Annotated in this window: 20 protein-coding genes; 19 read left to right on the forward strand and 1 reads right to left on the reverse strand. The window is 45.8% G+C overall.

What is annotated here, in order from left to right; all coding sequences use genetic code 11:
- Positions 1–114: 114 nt before the first annotated feature.
- The 14 genes from rsmH to lpxC all read left to right on the forward strand — a co-directional run bounded on the left by rsmH (position 115) and on the right by lpxC (position 16,786).
- Complete coding sequence (rsmH, locus tag R7R78_RS08715) at positions 115–1,065, forward strand: 16S rRNA (cytosine(1402)-N(4))-methyltransferase RsmH (protein WP_017633610.1); 951 nt, start codon at positions 115–117, stop codon at positions 1,063–1,065.
- A gap of 5 nt (positions 1,066–1,070) precedes the next feature.
- On the forward strand, positions 1,071–1,388 hold the full coding sequence (gene ftsL, locus R7R78_RS08720) for a cell division protein FtsL (protein WP_005387405.1): 318 nt from the start codon (positions 1,071–1,073) through the stop codon (positions 1,386–1,388).
- The gene (locus R7R78_RS08725; RefSeq protein ID WP_155484586.1) at positions 1,385–3,178 is read left to right on the forward strand and encodes a penicillin-binding transpeptidase domain-containing protein; all 1,794 of its coding nucleotides are present in this window, start codon (positions 1,385–1,387) and stop codon (positions 3,176–3,178) included. The genes ftsL and R7R78_RS08725 overlap by 4 nt, the downstream gene beginning before the upstream one ends.
- Positions 3,179–3,240: 62 nt before the next feature.
- Positions 3,241–4,722 carry a UDP-N-acetylmuramoyl-L-alanyl-D-glutamate--2,6-diaminopimelate ligase gene (gene murE, locus R7R78_RS08730; RefSeq protein ID WP_169628317.1) on the forward strand — a complete coding sequence of 494 codons (1,482 nt, stop codon included), beginning with the start codon at positions 3,241–3,243 and terminating at the stop codon, positions 4,720–4,722.
- A complete protein-coding gene (locus R7R78_RS08735) occupies positions 4,719–6,083 on the forward strand; it encodes a UDP-N-acetylmuramoyl-tripeptide--D-alanyl-D-alanine ligase (protein WP_213971586.1) in 1,365 nt (454 codons plus the stop codon). Before murE ends, R7R78_RS08735 begins: the two co-directional genes overlap by 4 nt.
- Positions 6,083–7,165 (forward strand): phospho-N-acetylmuramoyl-pentapeptide-transferase, encoded by a 1,083-nt coding sequence (gene mraY, locus R7R78_RS08740; RefSeq protein WP_005372931.1) that lies wholly within the window; start codon positions 6,083–6,085, stop codon positions 7,163–7,165. The genes R7R78_RS08735 and mraY overlap by 1 nt, the downstream gene beginning before the upstream one ends.
- Positions 7,166–7,204: 39 nt before the next feature.
- Positions 7,205–8,518, forward strand: coding sequence for a UDP-N-acetylmuramoyl-L-alanine--D-glutamate ligase (gene murD / locus R7R78_RS08745; protein ID WP_017821485.1), 1,314 nt, complete (start codon positions 7,205–7,207; stop codon positions 8,516–8,518).
- A gap of 18 nt (positions 8,519–8,536) precedes the next feature.
- On the forward strand, positions 8,537–9,733 hold the full coding sequence (gene ftsW / locus R7R78_RS08750; RefSeq protein WP_005372933.1) for a cell division protein FtsW: 1,197 nt from the start codon (positions 8,537–8,539) through the stop codon (positions 9,731–9,733).
- Positions 9,720–10,787: an undecaprenyldiphospho-muramoylpentapeptide beta-N-acetylglucosaminyltransferase gene (gene murG, locus R7R78_RS08755; protein ID WP_031781122.1), complete on the forward strand. Its 1,068-nt coding sequence runs from the start codon at positions 9,720–9,722 to the stop codon at positions 10,785–10,787. Before ftsW ends, murG begins: the two co-directional genes overlap by 14 nt.
- A gap of 23 nt (positions 10,788–10,810) precedes the next feature.
- A complete protein-coding gene (murC, locus tag R7R78_RS08760; RefSeq protein WP_005387395.1) occupies positions 10,811–12,268 on the forward strand; it encodes a UDP-N-acetylmuramate--L-alanine ligase in 1,458 nt (485 codons plus the stop codon).
- Between the two features lie 192 nt (positions 12,269–12,460).
- Complete coding sequence (locus R7R78_RS08765) at positions 12,461–13,243, forward strand: cell division protein FtsQ/DivIB (protein ID WP_025768409.1); 783 nt, start codon at positions 12,461–12,463, stop codon at positions 13,241–13,243.
- The gene (gene ftsA / locus R7R78_RS08770) at positions 13,236–14,498 is read left to right on the forward strand and encodes a cell division protein FtsA (RefSeq protein ID WP_005372946.1); all 1,263 of its coding nucleotides are present in this window, start codon (positions 13,236–13,238) and stop codon (positions 14,496–14,498) included. Before R7R78_RS08765 ends, ftsA begins: the two co-directional genes overlap by 8 nt.
- 30 nt (positions 14,499–14,528) lie before the next feature.
- Positions 14,529–15,767: a cell division protein FtsZ gene (ftsZ, locus tag R7R78_RS08775; protein WP_225473422.1), complete on the forward strand. Its 1,239-nt coding sequence runs from the start codon at positions 14,529–14,531 to the stop codon at positions 15,765–15,767.
- A gap of 101 nt (positions 15,768–15,868) precedes the next feature.
- Positions 15,869–16,786 (forward strand): UDP-3-O-acyl-N-acetylglucosamine deacetylase, encoded by a 918-nt coding sequence (gene lpxC, locus R7R78_RS08780; protein WP_047102006.1) that lies wholly within the window; start codon positions 15,869–15,871, stop codon positions 16,784–16,786.
- A gap of 113 nt (positions 16,787–16,899) precedes the next feature.
- On the opposite strand, the gene R7R78_RS08785 is transcribed toward lpxC, so the two are convergent.
- Positions 16,900–17,358 carry a DUF721 domain-containing protein gene (locus R7R78_RS08785; RefSeq protein WP_005381869.1) on the reverse strand — a complete coding sequence of 153 codons (459 nt, stop codon included), beginning with the start codon at positions 17,356–17,358 and terminating at the stop codon, positions 16,900–16,902.
- A 407-nt stretch (positions 17,359–17,765) separates the two neighbouring features.
- Between R7R78_RS08785 and secA the strand changes: the two genes are divergently transcribed.
- The 5 genes from secA to carB all read left to right on the forward strand — a co-directional run bounded on the left by secA (position 17,766) and on the right by carB (position 26,840).
- Positions 17,766–20,495, forward strand: coding sequence for a preprotein translocase subunit SecA (secA, locus tag R7R78_RS08790; RefSeq protein ID WP_225473423.1), 2,730 nt, complete (start codon positions 17,766–17,768; stop codon positions 20,493–20,495).
- A gap of 155 nt (positions 20,496–20,650) precedes the next feature.
- The gene (gene mutT / locus R7R78_RS08795; protein WP_005387387.1) at positions 20,651–21,049 is read left to right on the forward strand and encodes an 8-oxo-dGTP diphosphatase MutT; all 399 of its coding nucleotides are present in this window, start codon (positions 20,651–20,653) and stop codon (positions 21,047–21,049) included.
- 110 nt (positions 21,050–21,159) lie between these two features.
- A complete protein-coding gene (dapB, locus tag R7R78_RS08800) occupies positions 21,160–21,969 on the forward strand; it encodes a 4-hydroxy-tetrahydrodipicolinate reductase (protein WP_005381860.1) in 810 nt (269 codons plus the stop codon).
- 481 nt (positions 21,970–22,450) lie between these two features.
- The gene (carA, locus tag R7R78_RS08805; protein WP_017821483.1) at positions 22,451–23,590 is read left to right on the forward strand and encodes a glutamine-hydrolyzing carbamoyl-phosphate synthase small subunit; all 1,140 of its coding nucleotides are present in this window, start codon (positions 22,451–22,453) and stop codon (positions 23,588–23,590) included.
- A 16-nt stretch (positions 23,591–23,606) separates the two neighbouring features.
- On the forward strand, positions 23,607–26,840 hold the full coding sequence (gene carB, locus R7R78_RS08810; protein ID WP_005381854.1) for a carbamoyl-phosphate synthase large subunit: 3,234 nt from the start codon (positions 23,607–23,609) through the stop codon (positions 26,838–26,840).
- The last annotated feature ends 109 nt before the right edge of the window (positions 26,841–26,949 follow it).

Here is a 26,949-nt window from a genome sequence, read left to right on the forward strand (position 1 = left end):
TGTCATTACCAATAAACTTGGCGTAAATCACGTCTAACTTTAGACTTGTGGTGGCGATGATGTAGGAAATCAGTACACTAAAGAATCGCTTCAAGATCATTCAACGAGAAAGCTATGACCGAAACCTTCCAACATATTTCCGTGTTATTAAATGAATCCATTGATGGCTTAGCTATCAAACCAGACGGCGTCTATATTGATGGAACATTTGGCCGTGGCGGTCACAGCCGGACAATTCTATCTAAACTCGGTGAAAATGGCCGACTGTACAGTATCGACCGTGACCCTCAAGCGATCGCTGAGGCAGGCAAAATCAATGACCCTCGCTTCACCATTATTCATGGTCCATTTTCTGGTATTGCTGAGTATGCTGAAGAGTATGGGCTAGTTGGAAAAGTGGATGGTGTTCTGCTGGATTTAGGCGTTTCTTCTCCTCAGTTAGACGACGCAGAGCGTGGCTTTAGCTTTATGAAAGATGGTCCGCTAGATATGCGTATGGACCCGACATCAGGTATTCCAGTATCTCAATGGTTGATGGAAGCAGACCTCGATGATATCACTTGGGTCATTCGCGAGTTCGGGGAAGATAAACATGCGCGCCGTATTGCAAAAGCGATTGTTGCCTACCGTGAAGATGAAGAAAATGAGCCAATGGTTCGCACAGGTCAGCTGGCAAAATTGATTTCAGATGCCGCACCGAAAAGTTTTAAAGAGAAAAAACACCCTGCGACTCGTGCTTTCCAGGCTTTTCGTATTTACATCAACAGTGAGTTAGAAGAAATTGATACGGCACTTAAAGGCGCGGCGAGCATTCTGGCTCCTGAAGGCCGTTTATCTGTGATTAGCTTCCACTCTCTGGAAGACCGTATGGTCAAACGTTTTATCCGTAAAGAGAGCAAAGGGCCTGAAGTGCCACACGGTATTCCAATGACGGAAGAGCAAATTCGTGCTCTTGGTAGTGCGAATATGAAAGCGGTGAGCAAAGCGATTAAGCCAAGCAAACAAGAAATTGAAATGAACCCTCGCTCGCGCAGCTCTGTGTTAAGAATTGCGGAAAAGCTTTAATTATTATGACGAAACCCACTCCTAATCTTGCTAAGTTGATTGCGACGGATCTCCTCACCGTTGGTCGCTGGCCATTACTGTTGTTGCTATTGATCGTGGCATCGGCAATGGGAGTGGTATTTGCTACCCACCATGCGCGTCAAGCGATCACTGAGAAAGATCACACGTTGGTTGAACGAGAACGGTTAGATAGCGAATGGCGTAACTTAATGTTGGAAGAAACTGCCCTCGCGGAACACAGTCGTGTTCAAGACCTTGCCAAAAAAGAACTTGAAATGAAACGACCTGATGGCGATAAAGAAGTGGTTGTCACGCTCAAATGATTAGAAAAAAATCCAACACGAAACAAGCCAATAAGCGTAAACCTGTAGCAAAAGATAAAGCGGCTAGGGGGGATAAGAAAACCGATAATAAAGCAGTGAAAGTGGCGGTCGAAGAATCTTTCTTGATTCGTTGGCGCTTCCATCTATTACTGTTTTTTGTTTTTTGTGCATTTGCCCTTTTGGTGGCACGCGTAGCCTACATCCAAATCATTGAGCCAGATAACCTGATTAAACAAGGTGACCTACGTTCGGTTCGTGTTAAATCCATTCCTTCTGCTCGCGGTATTATTTCGGATCGAAATGGTGAGCCGCTTGCTGTCAGTGTACCGGTTGAGGCGGTTTGGGCAGATCCTGCCACGATATTTAAAGAAAACGCGTTAAGCCAGACCAAAAGTTGGCATGCATTAGCGGATGTTCTTGGTATTGACCGACAAGGGTTAATAGACAAAATTAAGCGCAATGAAAAACGCCGCTTTATCTACTTGCAGCGCCAGGTCAGTCCGGCCATGGCGAACTATATTCGTGAGCTAAAGCTGCCAGGTGTTGGCCTTAAGTCGGAATCTCGTCGTTATTATCCTGCCGGTGAGGTTAGTGCTCACTTAGTCGGTGTGACAGGCATTGACGGGCATGGCCTAGAAGGTGTGGAGCGTAGCTACGATGAGTGGCTCACTGGCGCGGCGGGTAAGAAAACTATTCGTAAAGACCGTTATGGTCGTGTTGTGGAAAACATTGCTTGGCAAGACAAGCAAGAAGGTAAATCACTTCAGTTAACCATCGATCAGCGCCTACAGGCGATTGCGTATCGTGCGATTAAGCAAGCCGTTGCGGACCACCGCGCCACTTCAGGTTCCGTTGTCATGTTGGATGTAAAAACGGGCGCCGTATTGGCCATGGTTAATGCTCCTTCTTACAACCCTAACAATCGTAGCGATTGGCAAAGCTATCAAATGCGTAACCGAGTGATCACGGACTCAATGGAGCCCGGTTCGACCATTAAGCCTTTCGTTATTTTAGCCGCCTTAGAAAATGGGATAGCTGATAAAGATACCATCGTAGATACCGGTAATGGTGTCCTACGTTTAGGTGGTAGTCGAGTCAGAGATGTCTCTCGTGTAGGCAAAGCAAGCTTGACCACGATCCTTAAAAAGTCGAGTAATATCGGTGTGACGAAGCTAGCAATGCAAATGCCGGTAGAGGCGCTTCTTGGGCTGTACAGTTCAGTGGGTTTTGGTGAGCTTTCTGGCCTAAACCTAGTTGGGGAAGTGACGGGTATTTTTCCTACACGAACTCGTTGGTCGCCAATTGAACGCGCCACGATTGCGTTTGGTTATGGTCTATCAATTACACCAATCCAGCTAGCCCATGCTTATGCGACGCTTGGAAACCTTGGCAAATACGAGCCTATTCATATTATCGAAAGCAATGATCATGACATGTCACGCCAAGTGGTGAGTGCGAAGTATGCGCGTCAAGTATTAGACATGTTGGAAACCGTAACTCAAAAAGGGGGCTCGGCTCGCAGAGCGGCAGTTCCTGGTTATCGAGTGGGAGCGAAAACAGGTACATCACGTAAAGCTTCTGCCGGTGGGTACAGCGACGAGTACATCACCTACACGGCTGGGCTTGCTCCGGTTAGCGATCCGCGAATTGCTTTAGTAGTGATCGTAAACGAGCCTCAAGGTGATGACTACTATGGTGGTTCGGTAGCGTCTCCTGTCTTCTCTGAAATCATGAAAGGCGCGCTACAAATACTCAATGTTGCACCTGACGAAAACAAATTCCAACAGTAAGCCCTGTGGTTTACTGAGCAAACAAAATTAAGAAAACCTGAGCCAAAGCTCGGAGAACAAATATGACTAAAGCCATCAGTATGGACGTGCTGCTTTCCCCTTGGGTGGATTGCCCTAGCTTATCGTCCGTTCTTGTTTCTGAATTGGAGCTCGACAGCCGAAGAGTTCAACCTGGAACCACGTTTGTAGCAGTGATTGGCCATGTTGTGGATGGGCGTAAATTCATTGCCTCTGCAATTGAGCAAGGTGCAAATGCAGCCCTGGCGCAAGCCTGCGATGTCAAAACACATGGTACGGTGGAAATCATTGATGATGTTCCCGTCATTTACATTGATAGGTTGGACCAACGTTTATCCGCGATTGCTGGAAAGCTTTATGCTTACCCTGAGATGGATTTGATTGGTGTCACCGGCACCAACGGCAAAACCACTATTACCCAGTTAATAGCGCAATGGCTAGAACTGCTTGACCATAAAGCGGCGGTAATGGGAACAACAGGAAATGGCTTCCTCAATAACTTGCAACAAGCTGCGAATACAACGGGGAATGCCGTTGAAATTCAGAAAACGCTCTCCTCTCTCGCAAATCAACAAGCCACATACACCGCGCTAGAAGTATCTTCTCATGGCCTGACGCAAGGTCGTGTCAAAGCATTATCATTTGCGGCGGGCGTGTTTACTAACTTAAGTCGTGACCACTTAGATTATCATGGCACGATGGAAGCGTATGCCAATGCAAAGCTTGGGTTGTTCACGCAACACCAATGTGAACGTGCCATTATCAATGTTGATGATGAAGTCGGTCATCAATGGGCGTCGCAGTTAAGTAATGCGATCGCTGTCTCGCTCAAGCCGTACACTGAATTTGAAAGCGCAATTTGGGCGACGGAAGTCAGTTACGCGGAGTCAGGGATTACTATTAAGTTCGATGGTAAATTTGGCTCAGGTGAATTGCACGCGCCTTTGATTGGTGAGTTTAATGCAACCAACTTAATGCTCGCTTTTGCGACCTTATTAAGCTTAGGTAAAGAGAAACAAGCGTTACTCGAAACCGCAGGTCAACTGCAACCTGTACTCGGCCGAATGGAGTTATTCCAAACTGAGGATCGTGCCAAAGTCGTGGTCGATTATGCCCATACTCCTGATGCTTTAGAAAAAGCGCTGCAAGCTTTACGAGTTCATTGTGAAGGCCAGCTGTGGGCTATTTTTGGCTGCGGTGGCGATCGCGATGCAGGTAAGCGCCCAATGATGGCGGAAATTGCAGAGCGTCTAGGTGACAGAGTGGTGTTGACTGACGATAACCCACGCAGCGAAGATCCGGTTCAGATTGTGAAAGACATGTTAGCTGGGCTGTCAAAACCTGCTGAAGCGATTGTTCAGCATGACCGCTTCAAAGCACTGTCTTATGCCATTGAAAATGCTTCGCCAAACGACATTATCTTGTTAGCAGGGAAGGGCCATGAAGATTATCAGATTCGTAATGGCGAAACGATTCATTACTCCGACCGCGAGTCCGCAATGCAACTTTTAGGATTGACCTCATGATCAAAGTAACGTTATCTCAAATTGCAGACATCACTCGTGGCAAGCGATTCGGCGACGATCTATTTATCGACGCGGTTTCTACTGATACACGAACGATTGATCGTGGGGCTCTATTTGTCGCGTTAGTAGGGGAGCGCTTTGACGCGCACAACTTTTGCCAACAAGCGGTAGATGCAGGTGCCGGTGCTTTACTCGTAGAAAAACGCTTAGATGTGAATGTGCCGCAAATTGTGGTGTCGGATACCAAACTTGCATTGGGTGAGTTTGCTTCTTGGGTGCATCAAGCATGCAAAACACCTACCGTTGCCATCACCGGAAGTTGCGGTAAAACTACCGTAAAAGAAATGGTTGCGAGTATCCTGCAATTGAAAGGCAAAGTGTTATTCACGGCGGGTAACTTCAATAATGATATTGGTGTTCCGTTGACATTATTGCGCTCACAGCAGGATGATGATTATGCCGTGATTGAGCTTGGTGCTAACCATATAGGTGAAATTGCTTACACGACTCAGTTAGTAAAACCAGATATCGCGTTAGTGAACAATGTAGCCGCCGCTCACCTTGAAGGCTTTGGTTCTATCGATGGCGTGAAACAAGCCAAAGGTGAAATCTACCAAGGCCTTTCAGCTGGTGGTATTGCGATTGTTAACCTAGACAGCAATGGTGAAGCCAAGTGGGATGAAGTGTTAGCAGATAAGAAAGTCATTACTTTTTCACAAAGTAATACTGATGCAGACTTCTTCGCTTCTAACATCGTATTGAACGCCGCAGGTGAAGCAAGCTTTGACTTACATATCGCAGCAAGCTCACAAGAAATTGAACTGTCTCTGGGTATTATAGGTCAACACAACGTTGCGAATGCGATCGCTGCTTCTATTATTGCGTTACGAATGGGAGCCACATTAGAAGAGGTTCGTGCTGGCCTTAAACATTTGAACAAAGTGAAAGGTCGCGTCGAGGTTGAAGCGCTGAGCGAAAAGATAAAATTGATTGACGACAGCTACAACGCGAGCGTACCAGCCATGAAAGCGGCAGTTGATTTATTGGCCGCTTTCCCAGGTCAACGCTGGCTGATTTTAGGTAATATGGCGGAATTGGGCGAGGAAAGTCTTGCACTTCATCGTCAAGTCGGGGAACATGCTGCCCCACAAAAATTTGAACATGTTCTCACATATGGTGCAGACGCCAAGGTGATCAGTGATCTTTGCCAAGGCATTCATTTTGAGACGCACCAAGAGATGATTGAATACATCAAGCAGCATCTAGACCAAGCCGTTCCTGAAAACCATACGATGTTGGTGAAAGGAGCGAACGGTGCACGTATGTTTGAAGTCGCTGCTGCTTTGAAGGAGTATTATTAATGATTATTTGGCTTGCCGAGCTGCTACAGCCATACCTGTCTTTTTTCCGATTGTTTGAATACTTGTCTTTTCGAGCAATCCTAAGCGTATTAACCGCTCTAGGTCTGTCATTATGGATGGGACCAATCATGATCAAGCGTTTGCAAATGCTGCAAATTGGTCAGGTAGTGCGTAACGAAGGTCCTGAATCTCACTTTAGTAAGCGTGGTACCCCAACAATGGGCGGTATCATGATCTTAGCGGCCATCTCAATCACGATTTTGCTATGGACAGACTTATCCAACCCTTACGTATGGGCGGTACTTACGGTCTTACTTGGCTACGGTGCAGTCGGATTTGTTGATGACTATCGTAAAGTGGTACGCAAAAATACCGATGGCTTGATTGCGCGTTGGAAGTACTTCTGGCAGTCGTTGATCGCGTTTGTCGTCGCTTTCGCATTGTATGCTTACGGTAAAGACACAGCAGCAACTCAGCTAGTGGTGCCATTCTTTAAAGACATCATGCCGCAGCTTGGTTTGATGTATATCATTTTGACTTACTTTGTCATTGTAGGTACAAGTAACGCGGTTAACCTGACTGATGGTCTAGACGGTTTGGCAATCATGCCAACGGTTCTTGTTGCAGCAGGCTTCGCGGTTATTGCATGGGCGACCGGTAACGTTAACTTCTCTGAATACCTTCATATACCATACTTACCACATGCTTCTGAGTTAGTTGTCGTATGTACAGCAATCGTAGGTGCAGGCCTTGGTTTCTTGTGGTTTAACACTTACCCAGCACAAGTGTTCATGGGCGATGTAGGTTCACTAGCGCTTGGCGGGGCATTGGGCACCATTGCTGTTCTAGTTCGTCAAGAGTTGGTGTTGGTGATCATGGGTGGCGTATTTGTGATGGAAACGCTATCAGTCATCCTACAGGTAGGTTCTTACAAATTACGTGGTCAGCGCATTTTCCGTATGGCACCAATTCACCACCACTACGAATTGAAAGGTTGGCCAGAACCTCGCGTAATCGTGCGCTTCTGGATTATTTCTATGGTTCTTGTTCTGATTGGTCTTGCGACATTGAAAGTGCGTTAATCGCGCTTTCCAAGAACAAGATTTACAGTGTGATCAAATATGGAACGTTGGCAAAACATACATAGTGTTGTCGTCGTAGGGCTCGGTATTACCGGGCTCTCTGTCGTTAAACACCTAAGAAAAAATCAGCCACAACTTGTGGTCAAAGTCATTGATACTCGTGTAAACCCTCCAGGTGCAGAGCGCTTGCCGGAAAGTGTTCAACTGCATAGTGGTGGTTGGAATACGGACTGGCTTTCTGACGCGGATCTTATCGTGACCAACCCTGGTATTGCGCTAGCGACACCAGAGATCCAAGCCGTCTTAGCAAAAGGTACGGCAGTAGTTGGTGATATCGAGTTATTCGCTTGGGCGGTGCAGAAACCCGTAATTGCGATTACGGGCTCAAACGGTAAGAGCACAGTAACCGACCTCACAGGTGTGATGGCTAAGGCTGCAGGTTTGGATGTTGGCGTTGGTGGTAACATCGGTGTGCCTGCTCTGGATTTGTTAGAACAAGACGCAGACCTATATGTACTCGAACTCTCGAGCTTCCAGTTAGAAACGACGTCAAGCTTAAAGCTCAAAGCCGCTGCGTTTCTGAATCTTTCTGAAGATCATATGGATCGTTATCAAGGCATGTCTGACTATCGACAAGCTAAGTTGCGTATTTTTAACCATGCTGCTCTTGCAGTCGTGAACCGTGATGATCAAGAAACCTTCCCAGACGCAGAGATGCCATTGGTGACATTTGGCAGCGACAATCAGGACTTTGGTCTCGAGGTGGATGGCAACCGTACTTGGCTGCTCGATCACGGTCAACGAGTTGTCGCAAGTGATGAGCTTAAGTTGGTTGGTAAGCACAACTTATCTAACGCTCTGGTTGCTTTAGCGCTATTAAAAGCTGCGGACGTAAACTATCACAAAGCATTGAATGCACTTAAAAATTACACGGGACTGACACACCGATGCCAGGTGGTTGCGGATAATCAAGGCGTCAAATGGGTGAATGACTCTAAAGCAACTAATATTGCCAGCACTATGGCTGCGCTATCTGGTTTGGAATCGACAGGCAAGCTCTACTTACTCGTTGGTGGTGTTGGCAAAGGTGCTGACTTCTCGCCATTAAAACCGATCTTCGCGACGCTTAACTTGCAACTGTGTTGCTTTGGCGCTGATGGCGATGAATTTATGCCACTGCATGAATCTGCAATACGTTTCGACACTATGGAAGATGTGATTCAACAAGTATCTTCGCAGTTAAAACCAGGTGATATGGTGATGCTGTCTCCTGCATGTGCTAGCTTTGATCAATTCGACAACTTTATGGCAAGAGGTGATGCTTTCGCTGCTCTTGCTCAGAAATATGCATAATTAAAGGTTACACACTTCGTGGGTTTAGGTAACGTTAAACGCAGTATTGGCAATTGGCTCAAGCATCCAGCCCCAGAGGCGATGTTTGATCGTCAGTTAGTGTGGATTGCACTGGGTTTGATGTTGACTGGTTTGGTCATGGTAACCTCTGCATCATTTCCAATCAGCTCTCGATTAACGGAACAGCCGTTCCACTTTATGTTTCGTCATGCGACGTTTCTCGTGCTGGCGTTAGGGACCTCCGCTGTTATTTTGCAAGTGCCTTTGCAAGAGTGGTTTAAGAAGAGCCATTACTTACTTTGGGCTTCTTTCGCACTGTTGATCATCGTGCTCTTGGCGGGTAAGTCGGTTAATGGTGCGTCTCGTTGGATTCCCCTTGGGCTGTTTAACCTTCAGCCAGCGGAAGTCGCGAAGCTATCGCTGTTTATCTTCATGTCTGGTTACTTAGTTCGAAAGCAAGACGAAGTACGACAAACGTTCTTTGGTGGCTTTATGAAGCCAATCATGGTGTTTGCCTTCTTCGCAGTATTACTACTTGGTCAGCCAGACTTGGGGACGGTCGTCGTGATGCTGGTCACGCTGTTTGGCATGCTTTTTATCGCAGGTGCAAAACTAACCCAGTTTCTCGCCTTGATGGTGGCAGGTATCGGCGCTGTGGTAGGTTTGATTCTCGTCGAGCCATACCGTATGCGACGAGTAACCTCCTTCCTTGACCCGTGGGAAGACCCATTTGGCAGTGGCTATCAGTTGACTCAGTCTTTGATGGCGTTTGGTCGTGGTGAATGGTTCGGTCAAGGTCTCGGTAACTCAATTCAAAAACTGGAATATCTACCGGAAGCGCATACCGACTTTGTGTTTGCCGTACTTGCTGAAGAGCTTGGTTTCGTAGGCGTAGTGCTGGTCTTAATGCTGATTTTTAGCTTGGTGCTAAAAGCGGTTTACATCGGCAAGCGTGCATTTGAAGAAGGCGAAATGTTCGGAGGTTATCTGGCTTTCGGAATTGGTATTTGGTTTGCGTTTCAAACCTTGGTTAATGTTGGAGCTGCCGCCGGTATTGTTCCAACTAAAGGTTTAACACTTCCACTCATCAGTTATGGTGGTTCTAGTCTAATAATTATGTCCGTCGCAGTGTCCATACTACTGCGTATCGATTACGAATGCCGCTTGAAACGCGAGCAACAACAATCAGAACAACAAGCTAATGAAACAAAATAAACGTTTGATGGTGATGGCTGGTGGTACTGGCGGTCACGTATTCCCAGGTTTGGCGGTAGCAAAACAGCTTCAAGAACAAGGTTGGGAGATCCGTTGGTTAGGTACGGCGGATCGAATGGAAGCGGATTTGGTGCCAAAACATGGCATTGAAATCGACTTTATCAAAGTGAAAGGGTTACGAGGTCAAGGCGTTAAACGTCTTCTTGCAGCACCATTTCAAATTATCAATGCCATTATGCAGGCTCGTGCTCACATGAAACGCTGGCAGCCAGACGCAGTGCTTGGTATGGGCGGTTATGTTAGCGGCCCGGGCGGTATTGCCGCTTGGATGAGTGGCATTCCTGTTGTTCTGCATGAACAAAATGCAGTAGCAGGTTTAACGAACCAATGGTTATCGAAAATCGCTAAGAAGGTTTTTCAGGCTTTCCCCGGCGCTTTTCCAAATGCCGAAGTGGTTGGGAACCCAGTTCGTGAAGACGTGACTCAATTAGCAGCGCCAACTGAGCGCATGCAAGAGCGCCAAGGTCCAATTCGCATTTTGGTGATGGGTGGCAGCCAAGGCGCACGTATTCTTAACCAAACTCTGCCAGAAGTGATGTCGAAATTGGGCGAAGATTACTGTATTCGTCATCAAGCGGGCAAAGGTGCCGCCGAAGAAGTGAATGCAGCATACCAAGCTAATGGTGTGGTAAATGCAGAAGTAATGGAATTCATTGATGACGTGGCAGAAGCTTACGCATGGGCTGACCTTTTAGTTTGTCGCTCTGGAGCGTTAACCGTATCTGAAGTCTCGGCGGCAGGTGTAGGCGCTATTTTTGTTCCATTCATGCACAAAGACCGCCAGCAAGCACTTAATGCAGACCACTTGGTGGATTGCGGCGCGGCGAAAATGATTGAACAACCAGATTTAACCGTTGAGTCTCTGACTCTGCAGATCCAACAATTGGATCGCCAAGCTTTACTTACAATGGCTGAGCAAGCGCGTGGCGCTGCAAAATTGAATGCTGACCGAGTTGTCGCACAAGCCATTGTCGCTTTGACCGAAAAGCGTTAACCGAATTATTGAGAATAGAATTGATGACAATCCAACATACACAAGACTTAGCTCAGATTCGCGCAATGGTGCCAGAGATGCGCCGCGTGAAATCCATCCACTTCATCGGTATTGGTGGTGCGGGCATGAGCGGCATTGCAGAAGTGCTGTTGAACGAAGGCTACCAAATCACAGGTTCTGATCTATCAGAGAACGCTGTGACAGAGCGTTTGGTATCAAAAGGTGCGACGGTATTTATTGGTCATCAAGCCAGTAATGTAGAAAAAGCCAGTGTGGTTGTTGTGTCAACGGCGATCAACGAAGAAAACCCAGAAGTGATGGCGGCACGTGAATTACGTATCCCTATTGTACGCCGCGCAGAGATGTTGGCTGAATTGATGAGATTCCGTCACGGTATTGCCGTTGCGGGTACACACGGTAAAACCACGACGACCGCTCTTGTTACTCAAATCTATTCTGAAGCCGGTCTTGATCCAACGTTTGTGAATGGCGGTTTGGTGAAAAGCGCAGGTACAAATGCGCGTCTAGGCTCGAGTCGTATTCTAATTGCAGAGGCAGATGAAAGTGACGCGTCATTCCTGCACTTGCAACCAATGGTGAGCATTGTTACCAATATCGAAGCCGATCATATGGATACCTATGGTGGTGACTTTGAAACCTTAAAGCAAACCTTCATCGATTTCCTTCATAATCTACCGTTTTACGGCCAAGCAATAGTTTGCATTGATGATCCTGTGGTTCGAGAGTTAATCCCACGTATTAGTCGTCAAGTGATAACTTACGGTTTTTCTGAAGATGCCGACGTACGTATTGAAGATTATCGTCAAGAGGGGCAGCAAGGCAAATTTACGGTAGTACGTAAAGGGCGAGCTAACTTAGATATCACGCTGAATATTCCAGGTCGTCACAATGCATTGAATGCGTCTGCTGCGATTGCGGTTGCTACTGAAGATGACATTGAAGACGATGCGATCCTAAAGGCAATGGCTGGTACGCAAGGTACGGGAAGACGTTTTGATCACCTTGGCGAGTTTGATACTGGCAACGGTCATGCAATGCTTGTTGATGATTACGGCCATCATCCAACAGAAGTGGATGTAACCATTAATGCAGCACGCAGTGGTTGGCAAGACAAGCGTTTGGTGATGATTTTCCAACCGCACCGTTATAGCCGTACTCGTGATTTGTACGATGATTTCGCGAATGTGCTTGAACAGGTGGATGTATTGATCATGCTGGATGTTTACGCAGCGGGTGAAAAGCCGATTGCAGGTGCTGATGGGCGCGCTTTATGTCGCACAATTCGCAGCCGAGGCAAGGTAGACCCGATTTTTGTTCCAGAAATCGAGCAATTACCTTCAGTTTTAGCTAACGTTATACAAGACGGCGACCTAATCTTAACGCAAGGTGCGGGTGATATTGGTAAAGTGGCGAAACAGCTGGCAGGTCTTAAATTGAATATAAACAAGATGCTTGGCTGACACATATTGTTGATGCGAAGGACAGATAAAGACTCAGATCTCGATTTTGCGTCAATATCATTGTGATTTATTGCTATCAGTGTTTGATAGTTTACAAGAGCTCAGTATAATCCCAAGGTTAAAGTCAAGACTTTTACCTCTGCGTAATTATATGGGTAAAAAGTACACGACAAAAGTCAGGAAACGAAGACGTTGTTGAATATTGCACTGAATGACGAGCGACCAAATACGGGTAACAACCCTGGTCGCCAAGAAAAAATCTTGGGTGCGTTATTTTTCGTTGTGGTTGTGACTTTAATTAGTTCTGTTTTGTACGCGGCGATCAGTTGGATGTGGGATGACCAAAGGTTACCTCTCTCCAAAATAGTACTTCAGGGGAAACTGGAGTATGTCCAAGCTGACGATGTGCAGGCTGCATTTAGTCGAATTGATCACATCGGTACATTTATGTCCCAGGATATTGATGTATTACAGCAAAGTGTCGAAGCTCTGCCATGGGTAGCGCATGCCGCAATCCGAAAGCAGTGGCCGGATACAGTAAAAGTTTTTTTGACGGAGCATCAACCAGAAGCCATTTGGAATGGCAACGAACTGTTAGATAAAAACGGGTTCGTTTTTGATGGAGATGTTGCTCTGTTGCAAGAAGAAAAAGTGAAGCTGTACGGACCCAAAGATAGCGGACCGGAAGTCTTACAGACTTACCGTGATTTGAGTCCTAAGTTTCAGCAATTGGGTTTAGCGATATCGTCTCTGGTATTAAACGAGCGACGAGCTTGGCAAATCATCCTTGATAACGGTATTCGATTAGAGCTCGGTAAAGAGTCTCTTCTTGAGCGTATAGAGCGCTTTTTTAAGCTCTATAACAAGCTTGGCAGTGACACGCAAAGAATCAGTTATATCGATCTTAGGTACGATACAGGAGCCGCAGTTGGTTGGTTTCCTGAACAAGAGTTAGAAGAGAGTACAGATGACTAAGGCCGCTGATGACAACATTATTGTTGGTCTTGATATAGGCACTGCAACCGTATCGGCTCTAGTGGGTGAGGTTTTACCAGACGGTCAAATTAATATTATTGGCGCAGGTAGTAGCCCCTCACGCGGCATGGATAAAGGTGGCGTGAATGATTTGGAGTCGGTTGTAAAATCAGTACAACGTGCAATTGATCAAGCTGAATTAATGGCAGAGTGCCAGATCAGCCGAGTCTTCATTTCGTTGTCTGGTAAGCATATCGCAAGCCGAATTGAAAAAGGTATGGGCACGATTTCTGATGAAGAGGTGTCTCAAGAAGACATGGATCGCGCTATCCATACCGCAAAATCGATTAAAATCGGTGATGAACAGCGAATTCTTCATGTGATCCCGCAAGAGTTCACCATTGATTACCAAGAAGGAATCAAAAATCCGCTTGGTTTATCTGGGGTAAGAATGGAAGTGAGTGTCCACCTTATCTCATGCCATAATGACATGGCACGCAACATTATTAAGGCGGTAGAACGCTGCGGCCTTAAAGTAGAACAACTCGTATTTTCTGGGCTTGCTGCTAGTAATGCAGTAATCACCGAGGATGAAAGAGAGCTTGGAGTTTGTGTGGTTGATATTGGCGCCGGCACGATGGATGTGGCCATCTGGACTGGCGGTGCGTTACGTCACACAGAAGTATTTTCGTACGCAGGAAATGCTGTAACCAGTGATATTGCTTTTGCTTTTGGCACGCCAGTGAGCGATGCTGAAGAAATAAAAGTCAAATATGGCTGTGCTTTGAGTGAACTGGTCAGTAAGGATGACACGGTTAATGTACCAAGCGTAGGTGGACGACCATCACGTAGCCTGCAACGTCAAACGTTGTCAGAAGTGATTGAGCCACGCTACTCTGAGCTTATGGGACTGGTTAACCAAACTATCGACTCTGTACAAGCAAAATTGCGCGAAGAGGGTATCAAGCACCATCTGGCTGCGGGAGTTGTACTCACCGGCGGTGCTGCGCAAATGGACGGAGTGGTAGAATGTGCGGAACGCGTATTCCGCAATCAAGTAAGGGTCGGCAAACCGCTCGAAGTCAGCGGATTAACTGACTATGTAAAAGAGCCGTACCATTCTACGGCAGTTGGATTACTTCATTACGCAAGAGACATGCAGTCTAGCGACGATAGCGATTATAATGAACCTAAACGCTCATCTGTAACTGGCTTTTTCGATAAATTGCGTAACTGGATACAAAAAGAGTTTTAACCTGAGTTGCAGGATAAACGGAGACAACACATGTTTGAACCGATGATGGAAATGTCTGACGATGCAGTAATCAAGGTCGTTGGGGTTGGTGGCGGCGGTGGTAACGCCGTTGAACACATGGTGCGTGAATCCATCGAAGGTGTGGAATTCATCAGCGTCAACACTGATGCGCAAGCACTTCGTAAGACAAGCGTTGGCAATGTAATTCAGATCGGTGGTGATATCACTAAAGGTCTGGGTGCAGGTGCTAATCCACAGGTTGGCCGTGACGCAGCTCTCGAAGACAGAGATCGAATTAAAGATTCCCTGACTGGCGCCGATATGGTGTTTATCGCAGCTGGTATGGGTGGCGGTACCGGTACTGGTGCAGCGCCTGTTATTGCGGAAGTGGCTAAAGAGCTTGGCATTCTAACAGTAGCGGTAGTAACTAAACCGTTTAGTTTTGAAGGTAAAAAGCGTTTGGCATTTGCTGAGCAAGGTATCGATGAGCTCTCTAAGCATGTTGACTCTTTGATCACGATTCCAAACGAAAAGCTACTTAAAGTACTTGGTCGTGGTGTAACACTACTAGAAGCTTTTGCAAGCGCTAACGATGTTCTTAAGAATGCCGTTCAAGGTATTGCTGAGCTAATTACTCGCCCTGGCATGATCAACGTCGACTTTGCGGACGTAAGAACTGTAATGTCTGAAATGGGTCACGCAATGATGGGTAGCGGCATCGCCAAAGGTGAAGACCGTGCTGAAGAAGCGGCTGAAATGGCAATTTCTAGCCCACTTCTGGAAGACATCGATCTAGCGGGCGCTCGTGGTGTTCTTGTCAATATTACTGCTGGTCTGGATATGCGTCTTGACGAGTTTGAGACGGTTGGTAATACAGTGAAGGCATTCGCTTCTGACAATGCGACTGTTGTTATCGGTACTTCTCTAGACCCTGATATGACTGACGAAATCCGCGTAACAGTTGTAGCGACAGGTATTGGTAATGAGAAAAAGCCAGATATCACGCTAGTTGCGGGTGGTAAAGCGAAAGTGGCACCGACGCCGCAAGCTCAACCACAGCAACAAGCAGCGGCAACGCAAGCTGAAGAAAAACCGGCACAGACCTTGCAAAATAATCAAGTGCAAGAGAAGCCACAGGTAACTCCTCGGCCGACAAACACTGCTCCTTCTTCTCCAGCTTCGTCGAGCCAAAGTTCTGCGGCTCCAAAGCAAGAAAAGGAAAGTGGTTATTTAGATATACCGGCATTTTTGCGTCGTCAGGCTGATTAATCTTTAACCCATAAATTTGACATGGCTCAAAATTATGGTAGCATTCACGGTCGACGTTACAGACGGCCGTGTTTTGTAGCAAATTTTTGAGAGGCAAGCAGATGATCAGACAACGTACTCTGAAAGAAATAGTGAAAACAACTGGTGTGGGTCTCCACTCTGGTCGTAAAGTCACACTTACTCTGCGCCCGGCTGCTGCAAATACAGGTATCATTTACCGTCGTACAGATGTAAATCCACCTGTAGATTTTCCAGCTGATCCAGCTTCGGTTCGTGACACCATGCTTTGTACTGCATTGGTAAACGATGAAGGTGTGCGTATTTCAACTGTTGAGCACTTGAATGCGGCACTTGCTGGTATGGGCATCGATAACATTGTTGTCGAAGTAGACGCACCTGAAATTCCGATCATGGATGGTAGTGCAAGCCCATTTGTATACTTGCTACAACAAGCAGGTATCGAAACGCAAAATGCGCCAAAACGCTTCATCCGTATCAAAAAGCCAGTTCGTTTTGACGATGGTGATAAATGGGCAGAATTTGTACCATTTAACGGCTTCCGTATGGACTTCGAAATAGAGTTTAATCACCCAGCGATTGAATCAGACGAGCAACGTTTGCTGTTTGATTTCTCGTCAAAAGGCTTTGTTCGTGAGATTTCTCGAGCACGTACGTTTGGCTTTATGCGTGATATCGAATATCTACAATCTCAAAACCTAGTTTTGGGTGGTAGTTTTGACAATGCTATCGTTTTGGATGATTACCGTATTCTTAATGAAGAAGGTCTACGCTTTGAAAATGAGTTTGTGACTCACAAAGTGTTGGATGCGATTGGTGACCTTTACATGTGTGGCCACCCAATCATTGGTGAATTCCGTGCCTTTAAATCTGGCCACGGTTTAAATAACCAACTGTTACGTGCTGTTCTTGCAGATCAGGAAGCGTGGGAGTGGACTACATTCGAAGAAGAAGTCGGCTCACCAGTAGCATTCGCAGAACCAAATATGGTGCTTGCGTAAATACTTGGCATTAGAATTAATAAAAAACCAGGCTTATGCCTGGTTTTTTGCTATTTGGCTTTAATTTTCGACTTATCAATAACATTCAAGCTTTCAGCATATTGAAATAACGTTCACTTACGATCTTCCTTTTCTGCCATATCGGCTAATCGTTTTAAACGCTCTTGAATTTTAGGTGGCGCCATGTCGGCAATCGTCATTAATGACTTTGCTGCAGATTCTGTTAGTGGTGGACGCTTAGGTCTGTCGTCTTGTTGAAAGCGGTTTCTATATAGTGAAGGATTGATCCTCACTTCAACGCTCATCAGCTTGGCAAAGCCTTGAGTACGAAGTTTATTTAGGATCATGAGGCGATCGTAATCGATCTTCATTTTGATTGCGGCACTAGAGACATCGATCAATAGATGGCCGTTACGAACATTCGCTACTCGGCAATGATCGGCCGTCCCCATGGGTAAGACCTCTTGCAAAGCTTGGTTAAGCTGTAAGATTTCTCCAGCATGTTCTTGAATCTGCTTGAACTGTGACTCAGCAATAACATCTTCAGTCGAGGTTGGACGGTGATCACGCATAGGTAAAATCTAATTTTGTTGAGATATAGCTATTCTAGAGCAGCTTTCTATCAAGGTATAGTTTACATTAACGTCTTTAGCTTCAGTTTTACAATGTAGCAAGGTAAAAAGCAAAGTTTGTTCTGGATGGATTACACATATTGCGGTATGCAATATCGGCTAATCAGTCACCACTTTAAGTAAAAACTTCAGAGTGCTTCAAACAAATACGTCTATTTATGGTTGTATCGATTAAAAATCCTTACACTAAGCCACATTGTTTCAAAACTTAGCCTTGAAATATGGATGTTTGAACTCAATATCTTTGATAAATGATTTATCTCAGTATTCTTAGTTCCAAACTGGCAGAGACTGAAGGCATTATGAGTAGATCGGGAACGGTCTGAATAAAGAGAGATTCACGAAAAATGATAACTAAGCTACTGACAAAAGTGATTGGCAGTCGCAACGACCGAACACTGCGCCGCCTTAGAAAAATTGTAAAAGAAATTAATAACTATGAGCCAACATTCGAGGCTCTAAGTGATGAAGAGTTAAAAGCAAAGACGGTTGAATTCCGTGAGCGCCTAGAGAAAGGTGAAACTCTTGATAAACTACTTCCAGAAGCTTTTGCTACGGTTCGTGAAGCATCTAAGCGTGTCTACGGTATGCGCCACTTCGACGTCCAGCTTATCGGCGGTATGGTTCTAAATGCGGGTCAAATCGCTGAAATGCGTACGGGTGAAGGTAAAACGCTGACGGCAACGCTTCCTGCTTACCTAAATGCCCTGGCTGGTAAAGGCGTTCACATTGTAACAGTGAACGATTATCTAGCTAAACGTGATGCAGAGACAAACCGCCCTCTATTTGAATTTTTAGGTATGACTGTTGGCGTAAACGTGCCAAACATGCCTCCTCAAGAGAAAAAAGAAGCGTACCAAGCTGACATCTTGTACGGAACGAACAATGAATTTGGTTTTGACTACCTTCGTGACAATATGGCTTTCCGTAGCGAAGATCGCGTACAACGTGAACGCTTCTTTGCAGTTGTCGATGAGGTGGACTCAATCCTAATTGATGAAGCTCGTACCCCTTTAATCATTTCTGGTCCTGCTGAAGATAGCTCTGAGCTATACACCCGAATCAACCTTTTGATCCCGCATCTTAAAAAGCAAGACAAAGAAGACTCTGAAGAATATCGTGGTGATGGTCACTACACTGTTGATGAGAAATCAAAGCAAGTATACCTCACAGAAACGGGCCAAGAGTACGTTGAAGAACTGTTGGTGAAAAATGGTCTTATGGAAGAGGGTGACACACTTTACTCTCCGACTAACATCAGCATGTTACATCACGTGAATGCCGCTTTGCGTGCTCATGTGTTGTTTGAGCGCAACGTTGATTACATCGTTACTGACGAAGGTGAAGTAGTAATTGTTGATGAACATACTGGTCGTACAATGCCAGGTCGTCGTTGGTCTGAAGGTCTTCACCAAGCAGTAGAAGCGAAAGAAGGCGTTAAGATTCAAAACGAAAACCAAACTTTGGCTTCGATTACCTTCCAGAACTACTTCCGCTTATACGAAAAACTGTCTGGTATGACAGGTACTGCGGATACTGAAGCGTTTGAGTTCCAATCTATTTATGGCTTGGAAACGGTGGTTATCCCAACCAACAAACCAATGATTCGTAACGATATGCCGGATGTGGTGTACCGTACCGAAGCTGAGAAGTTTGCTGCAATCATTGAAGATATCAAAGAGCGCGTTGCGAAAGGTCAGCCAACATTGGTTGGTACAGTATCGATTGAAAAATCAGAACTTCTTTCTAACGCATTGAAGAAAGCGAAGATCAAACACAACGTATTGAATGCGAAATTCCATGAAAAGGAAGCGGAAATTGTTGCTGAAGCGGGTATGCCTGGTGCGGTAACTATCGCGACCAACATGGCCGGTCGTGGTACGGATATTGTGCTTGGCGGTAGTTGGCAATCAAAAGTGGAAGCTTTGGAGAACCCAACTCAAGAACAAATCGATGCGATTAAAGCAGAGTGGAAAGTGGTACATGATCAAGTACTAGATGCTGGTGGTCTACACATCATTGGTACTGAGCGCCACGAATCTCGCCGTATTGATAACCAGCTACGTGGTCGTTCTGGTCGTCAAGGAGATGCAGGTTCATCTCGCTTCTACCTATCTATGGAAGACTCTTTGTTACGTATTTTCACTTCTGATCGTATGGCGAGCCTTATTCAAAGTGGTATGGAAGAAGGTGAAGCTATTGAATCGAAAATGCTTTCTCGCTCAATTGAAAAAGCACAGCGCAAAGTGGAAGGTCGTAACTTTGATATCCGTAAGCAGCTACTAGAATACGATGATGTGGCGAACGATCAGCGTAAGGTTGTCTACGAGCTGCGCGACGAATTGATGAACGTTGAAGACATCAGCGGTATGATCGAGCAAAACCGTGAAGATGTGCTAACAGCGGTTATTGATGAGTACATCCCGCCACAATCACTAGAAGATATGTGGGACGTTGAAGGTCTGCAAGAGCGCTTGAAAGCAGACTTCGATCTTGATGCGCCAGTGAAGCAATGGCTTGAAGAAGACGATAAGCTTTACGAAGAGGCGCTACGCGAGAAGATCATCAATCTATCCGTTGAAGTGTACAAAGAGAAAGAGGAAGTGGTGGGTGCCCAAGTGCTTCGTAACTTCGAGAAATCGGTTATGCTTCAAACTCTGGATACGCTTTGGAAAGAGCACTTGGCAGCAATGGATCACTTGCGTCAGGGTATTCACTTACGCGGCTATGCGCAGAAGAACCCGAAACAGGAATACAAGCGTGAATCGTTTGAACTGTTTGAAGGTCTACTAGAAGCGCTGAAAACTGATGTGATTACTGTTCTATCTCGCGTTCGAGTTCAGCAACAAGAAGAAGTTGAACGTATGGAAGAGCAACGTCGTGCGCAAGCTGAAGAGGCCGCTCGTCGTGCTCAAGCGCAACACGCAGCAGCACAAAACCCTCTTTCTGAAGGTGAAGAATCTGAAGAAGGTTCAAGTCAGCCAATGGTACGTGATGAACGCAAAGTAGGTCGCAATGAGCCTTGCCCTTGTGGTAGTGGTAAGAAGTATAAACAGTGCCACGGCAAAATCGACTAACGTATTAGTCAGATAATTTTTTAAAGAGTCGCCTAGGCGGCTCTTTTTTTAAGCAAATTCTGTGGCTGTCGAATTTCATAAGTTTTGATAGCATCGGATAGTTTTAGAGATTCAAAGACCGTTGAAGTGTAACGGCTTGAGAGTTAGGAACCCCTATGAAAAGAATTCACATAGTCGCGGCTATTATTTTTAACCAAGACAAATCAAAAATTTTTATTACAAAGCGTCCAGACGACAAGCATAAAGGCGGGTTTTGGGAGTTTCCCGGCGGGAAAGTCGAGTCAGGAGAAAGTATTGAACATGCTCTAGCAAGAGAACTTGAAGAAGAGGTAGGAATTGAAGTTACTGAGCAAGCCCTTTTCGAGCATTTGGAATATGACTATCCAGACAAATCACTTAAGTTTGATTTTATTACGGTATCTAAGTTCAGTAATGAGCCTTACGGCCGAGAAGGTCAAGAAGGTCGCTGGGTTGAGATAAGAGAATTGGGTAACTATGCCTTTCCTGAAGCGAACGTGCCTATCTTGGAGCGTGTCGTAAAAGAGTTCGCTTAAGCCTGATGAACTTGCTTGTGGTAACCACGGTATGTTGTTAGTTTAAACAGATTAAGCGAAACGAGAGAACGAGAGCAAACCTCGTTATCCAGAGAAGGAGAGAAAGCGCAATGGTTCGTATTGCAATCGCAGGAGCAGCAGGCCGAATGGGCCGTAATTTGGTTAAAGCTTCACACCTTAACCCAGAGGCGACAGTGAGCGCGGGATCAGAACGACCTGAGTCCTCACTTGTCGGTGTCGATATCGGTGAACTTTGTGGTGAAGGCAAATTCGATGTGTTCTTAACGGATGATCTTGCTAAAGACGTCGATAATTTTGATGTAATCATCGATTTTACTGCCCCAGTAAGTACGTTGGCGAATCTTGAACTGTGTAAGAAGCATGGAAAGAGTATTGTGATTGGGACGACTGGTTTCAGTGATGCAGAGCGTGAACTGATTGACGAAGCCGCTAAGCAAGTGCCTGTTGTCATGGCTCCTAACTACTCTGTTGGTGTGAACCTAGTATTTAAGCTTCTTGAGAAAGCAGCCAAAGTGATGGGCGACTACTGTGATGTTGAGATTGTCGAAGCACATCATCGTCATAAAGTTGATGCTCCTTCTGGTACCGCTATCGGGATGGGCGAAGCCATTGCTGGTGCGATGGGCAACAAGCTGAATGATGTAGCTGTCTATGCGCGAGAAGGTATCACAGGTGAACGTACTAAAGATGAGATCGGCTTTGCTACAATTCGCGCTGGCGATATCGTCGGTGAGCACACAGCCATGTTTGCTGATATCGGGGAACGAGTGGAGATAACGCACAAAGCGACCGATCGTATGACGTTTGCTAATGGCGCCGTCAAGGCCGCTGTTTGGTTGAGTGCCAAACCAGCGGGCTTTTATACCATGACAGATGTTTTGGGATTGAATGAACTCTAAATACATAATTATTCGCCGGCGGTAGCCGGCTTTTTTATATCTATAGAATTATTTGTAAATGAAATGATTCTAACAGAAAGTATTTTGGTGCTTACTTTTGTCGTTATTTTGGTTGTTTTGTGGGTATTTTGGGTTTTGATGTCTAAAAACTAATGTCTTTTTTGTCGAGTGAACGTTTGCGTGAAAAACTCATACTTTTTTGTGATCTCTAAAAAGTTCAAATTTGTAAAATTCATTAAACCTCTATGCCTCTCTATGTAATAGCATGTAAAAGTTATCTTTTTGGGCCTTACTGATTCAAAATGACCTTACTCGCTAGAAATTAATCATTTATTTTTGATTGTAGGTTGACAGGTTTCGAGTCCAACTTTAGAATACCGCCAATTTGTCTGAAATACCTATTTATGTAGATTTTATAGGTAAAGGAAGGCATGTTTGCAGTTTGATTTATTTTTTTTGCATTTTTATTCTGGAGGTTGTCTTGGGTAAATTAGCACTGTTGGTCCTAGAAGATGGGACAGTGTTCCGCGGAGTGTCCATAGGGGCAGATGGTCTTTCCGTTGGTGAAGTCGTTTTTAATACCTCGATGACGGGGTATCAAGAAATCCTCACTGATCCTTCCTATTCTCAGCAAATCGTCACTCTCACTTATCCTCACATTGGCAATACCGGAACCACTTCCGAAGATGAAGAATCCTCTTCCATTCATGCACAAGGCCTTGTGATTCGCGATCTTCCTCTAATCGCTTCTAACTTCCGTAACGAACAATCCCTCTCTGATTATCTTAAGTCTCAAAATATCGTTGGCATCGCTGATATCGATACTCGTAAGCTCACTCGTATCCTGCGTGAAAAAGGTGCTCAAAACGGCTGTATTGTTGCGGGCAACAACCTAGACGAAGCTTTGGCACTAGCGAAAGCAAAAGAATTCCCAGGCTTAAAAGGAATGGACCTTGCGAAAGAAGTTACAACAAAAGAAGCGTATCAATGGAAGCAAGGTTCGTGGACGCTTGAAGGTGGACTTCCAGAGGCGAAAGATGACAGCGAGCTGCCATACCACGTTGTCGCTTACGACTTTGGCGCAAAACGCAACATCTTACGAATGTTGGTTGACCGTGGCTGCCGCTTAACGGTTGTACCTGCAGAAACGTCAGCGGAAGAAGTTCTGGCACTAAATCCAGATGGCGTATTCTTATCAAACGGCCCTGGTGACCCAGAACCATGTACTTACGCGATTGAAGCAACCAAAGTGTTCCTAGAAAAAGGCCTGCCAATTTTTGGTATTTGTCTAGGTCACCAAATTCTGGCGCTAGCATCAGGTGCGCAAACGGTGAAAATGAAGTTTGGTCACCACGGTGCAAACCACCCAGTAAAAGATTTAGAGCGTAACGTTGTGATGATTACCTCGCAAAACCACGGCTTTGCGGCAGATGAAGCAACATTACCGGAAAACTTACGTGCTACTCACGTATCGCTATTTGATGGCTCTTTGCAAGGTATCCACCGCACAGACAAGCCAGCATTTAGCTTCCAAGGTCACCCAGAAGCGAGCCCTGGTCCACATGACGCGGCACCGCTATTTGACCACTTTATCGAACTAATCAAAAAACACAGCGCTTAATTCGGAGTAGTAGATAATGCCAAAACGTACTGACATTCAAAGTATTCTAATTCTTGGTGCTGGTCCGATTGTTATCGGTCAGGCATGTGAGTTTGACTACTCTGGCGCACAAGCGTGTAAAGCTCTTCGCGAAGAAGGCTACCGAGTTATCCTAGTTAACTCTAATCCAGCAACGATTATGACTGACCCAGAGATGGCAGATGCGACTTACATCGAGCCGATTCAGTGGGAAGTTGTACGCAAGATCATCGAGAAAGAACGTCCTGATGCAGTTCTGCCAACTATGGGTGGTCAGACAGCACTTAACTGTGCGTTAGATTTAGAGAAGCACGGCGTTCTCGCAGAGTTTGGCGTAGAGATGATTGGTGCAACGGCTGATGCAATCGACAAAGCGGAAGACCGTTCTCGTTTTGATAAAGCGATGAAGTCTATCGGCCTTGAGTGTCCTCGCGCAGATACAGCGAAGAGCATGGAAGAAGCTTACAAAGTTTTAGATATGGTTGGCTTCCCTTGTATCATTCGTCCATCGTTCACCATGGGTGGCACTGGTGGTGGTATCGCGTACAACAAAGAAGAGTTCGAAGAAATCTGTCGTCGCGGTCTGGACTTATCTCCGACCAACGAACTTCTTATCGATGAGTCATTAATCGGTTGGAAAGAGTACGAAATGGAAGTCGTTCGTGACAAAGCGGACAACTGTATCATCGTATGTTCAATCGAGAACTTTGACCCAATGGGTATCCATACGGGCGACTCAATCACGGTTGCTCCAGCACAAACACTGACTGACAAAGAATACCAGCTTATGCGTAATGCATCGCTAGCCGTTCTACGTGAGATTGGTGTTGAAACAGGTGGTTCAAACGTACAGTTTGGTATCAACCCGAAAGATGGTCGTATGGTCATCATCGAGATGAACCCACGTGTATCTCGCTCTTCTGCGCTAGCATCAAAAGCAACAGGCTTCCCAATCGCGAAAATTGCCGCGAAACTGGCCGTTGGCTTTACGCTAGACGAACTACAAAACGACATCACAGGTGGTGCAACACCTGCGTCATTTGAACCAACTATCGACTACGTCGTAACTAAGATCCCTCGCTTTAACTTCGAGAAATTTGCTGGTGCAAACGATCGTCTGACAACTCAGATGAAATCGGTTGGTGAGGTAATGGCGATTGGTCGTAACCAACAAGAATCTCTTCATAAAGCACTGCGTGGCCTAGAAGTTGGCGCAACTGGTTTTGATGAGATGGTCGATCTGGAAGCGCCAGATGCACTGACTAAGATTCGTCACGAACTTAAAGAAGCAGGTGCAGAGCGTATCTGGTACATCGCCGATGCATTCCGAGCGGGTATGTCAGTCGACGGTGTGTTCAACTTGACTCAAATCGACCGCTGGTTCCTGGTTCAAATCGAAGAAATTGTAAAACTCGAAGAACAAGTCAAGGCGGGCGGCTACGCAGGTTTGACCAAAGAAGTGCTTCGTCAGATGAAACGCAAAGGCTTCTCTGATGCTCGCTTGTCTAAATTGCTTGGTGTCGCTGAAAGTGAAATTCGCCGTGCTCGTGAGCAGTTTGATATTCATCCGGTTTACAAACGTGTGGATACATGTGCAGCAGAGTTTTCTTCTGACACGGCTTACATGTACTCATCTTACGATGAAGAATGTGAAGCAAACCCAACAGACAAAGATAAGATCATGGTTCTTGGTGGCGGTCCAAACCGTATCGGCCAAGGTATCGAATTCGATTACTGTTGTGTCCATGCATCACTTGCGCTGCGTGAAGACGGTTACGAAACCATTATGGTTAACTGTAACCCAGAAACGGTATCTACTGACTACGATACGTCTGATCGTCTGTACTTCGAACCAGTAACTCTGGAAGATGTACTGTCTATCGCTCGCGTTGAAAAACCAAAAGGTGTGATTGTTCAGTACGGTGGTCAAACGCCACTTAAACTGGCTCGTGCTCTAGAAGCGGCTGGTGTGCCAATCATTGGTACTAGCCCAGATGCTATCGACCGTGCGGAAGACCGTGAACGCTTCCAAGCCGCTGTTGACCGTTTAGGTCTACTTCAGCCAGAAAACGCGACAGTAACAACGATGGAGCAAGCGGTTGAGAAATCGAAAGAAATTGGCTTCCCATTAGTTGTTCGTCCATCTTATGTACTCGGTGGTCGTGCGATGGAAATCGTATACGATGAGCAAGACCTGCGTCGCTACTTCAACGAAGCAGTAAGCGTATCGAACGAGTCTCCAGTTCTGCTAGACCGTTTCTTGGATGATGCAACCGAAGTTGATATTGATGCTATCTGTGACGGTGAACGCGTCGTTATCGGCGGTATCATGGAGCACATCGAACAAGCGGGTGTTCACTCTGGTGACTCTGCATGTTCACTGCCTGCATACACGCTAAGTCAGGAAATTCAAGACAAGATGCGTGAGCAAGTTGAGAAGTTAGCATTCGAACTCGGTGTACGCGGTTTGATGAACACGCAGTTTGCTGTGAAAGACAACGACGTTTATCTAATTGAAGTGAACCCTCGTGCTGCTCGTACGGTACCATTCGTATCGAAAGCGACAGGCGCTCCTCTAGCGAAAATCGCTGCACGTGTAATGGCGGGTCAATCTCTAGAGTCACAAGGCTTTACTAAAGAGATTATCCCTCCTTACTACTCAGTGAAAGAAGTGGTTCTGCCGTTCAACAAATTCCCTGGTGTTGACCCTCTATTGGGCCCTGAAATGCGCTCAACAGGTGAAGTAATGGGTGTGGGTGCAACGTTCGCAGAAGCTTACGCGAAAGCAGAGCTAGGTTGTGGTGCGGTTTATCCTGAAGGTGGTCGTGCGCTACTGTCTGTACGTGAAGGTGATAAAGAGCGTGTTGTTGACCTAGCTTCTAAGTTAGTGAAACTGGGTTACCAGTTGGATGCGACACACGGTACTGCTGTAATTCTGGGCGAAGCGGGTATTAACCCACGTTTGGTAAACAAAGTACACGAAGGTCGTCCACACATTCTTGACCGCATCAAGAACAACGAATACACCTATATCGTAAACACGGCTGCTGGTCGTCAAGCGATTGAAGATTCGAAAGTTCTACGCCGTGGTGCACTGGCAGAAAAAGTGAACTACACAACGACACTGAATGCAGCGTTCGCTACATGTATGTCTCATACTGCAGACGCAAAAGCGTCAGTAACTTCGGTTCAAGAGTTACACGCTAAAGTGAAAGCGAGTCTAGACGCGTAACAGATAAAAATCAGTAAGCTCATTAATCAGGGCTTACATGACAACCTCATTGCCCGCTCATTTGAGCGGGCTTTTTTATATCGAGGTTTTTCTAAAATGAAGAGCATTA

It is taken from the genome of Vibrio sp. 2134-1, assembly GCF_033339495.1.

Coding starts and splice junctions, on each gene's coding strand:
- murG (WP_031781122.1), top strand. CDS start 9,720: ATGAAACAAAATAAACGTTTGATGGTGATGGCTGGTGGTACTGGCGGT.
- carB (WP_005381854.1), top strand. CDS start 23,607: ATGCCAAAACGTACTGACATTCAAAGTATTCTAATTCTTGGTGCTGGT.
- R7R78_RS08785 (WP_005381869.1), bottom strand. CDS start 17,358: ATGCGTGATCACCGTCCAACCTCGACTGAAGATGTTATTGCTGAGTCA.
- R7R78_RS08725 (WP_155484586.1), top strand. CDS start 1,385: ATGATTAGAAAAAAATCCAACACGAAACAAGCCAATAAGCGTAAACCT.
- lpxC (WP_047102006.1), top strand. CDS start 15,869: ATGATCAGACAACGTACTCTGAAAGAAATAGTGAAAACAACTGGTGTG.
- mraY (WP_005372931.1), top strand. CDS start 6,083: ATGATTATTTGGCTTGCCGAGCTGCTACAGCCATACCTGTCTTTTTTC.
- ftsZ (WP_225473422.1), top strand. CDS start 14,529: ATGTTTGAACCGATGATGGAAATGTCTGACGATGCAGTAATCAAGGTC.
- murC (WP_005387395.1), top strand. CDS start 10,811: ATGACAATCCAACATACACAAGACTTAGCTCAGATTCGCGCAATGGTG.
- rsmH (WP_017633610.1), top strand. CDS start 115: ATGACCGAAACCTTCCAACATATTTCCGTGTTATTAAATGAATCCATT.
- murE (WP_169628317.1), top strand. CDS start 3,241: ATGACTAAAGCCATCAGTATGGACGTGCTGCTTTCCCCTTGGGTGGAT.
- secA (WP_225473423.1), top strand. CDS start 17,766: ATGATAACTAAGCTACTGACAAAAGTGATTGGCAGTCGCAACGACCGA.
- dapB (WP_005381860.1), top strand. CDS start 21,160: ATGGTTCGTATTGCAATCGCAGGAGCAGCAGGCCGAATGGGCCGTAAT.
- ftsL (WP_005387405.1), top strand. CDS start 1,071: ATGACGAAACCCACTCCTAATCTTGCTAAGTTGATTGCGACGGATCTC.
- murD (WP_017821485.1), top strand. CDS start 7,205: ATGGAACGTTGGCAAAACATACATAGTGTTGTCGTCGTAGGGCTCGGT.
- R7R78_RS08735 (WP_213971586.1), top strand. CDS start 4,719: ATGATCAAAGTAACGTTATCTCAAATTGCAGACATCACTCGTGGCAAG.
- ftsA (WP_005372946.1), top strand. CDS start 13,236: ATGACTAAGGCCGCTGATGACAACATTATTGTTGGTCTTGATATAGGC.
- mutT (WP_005387387.1), top strand. CDS start 20,651: ATGAAAAGAATTCACATAGTCGCGGCTATTATTTTTAACCAAGACAAA.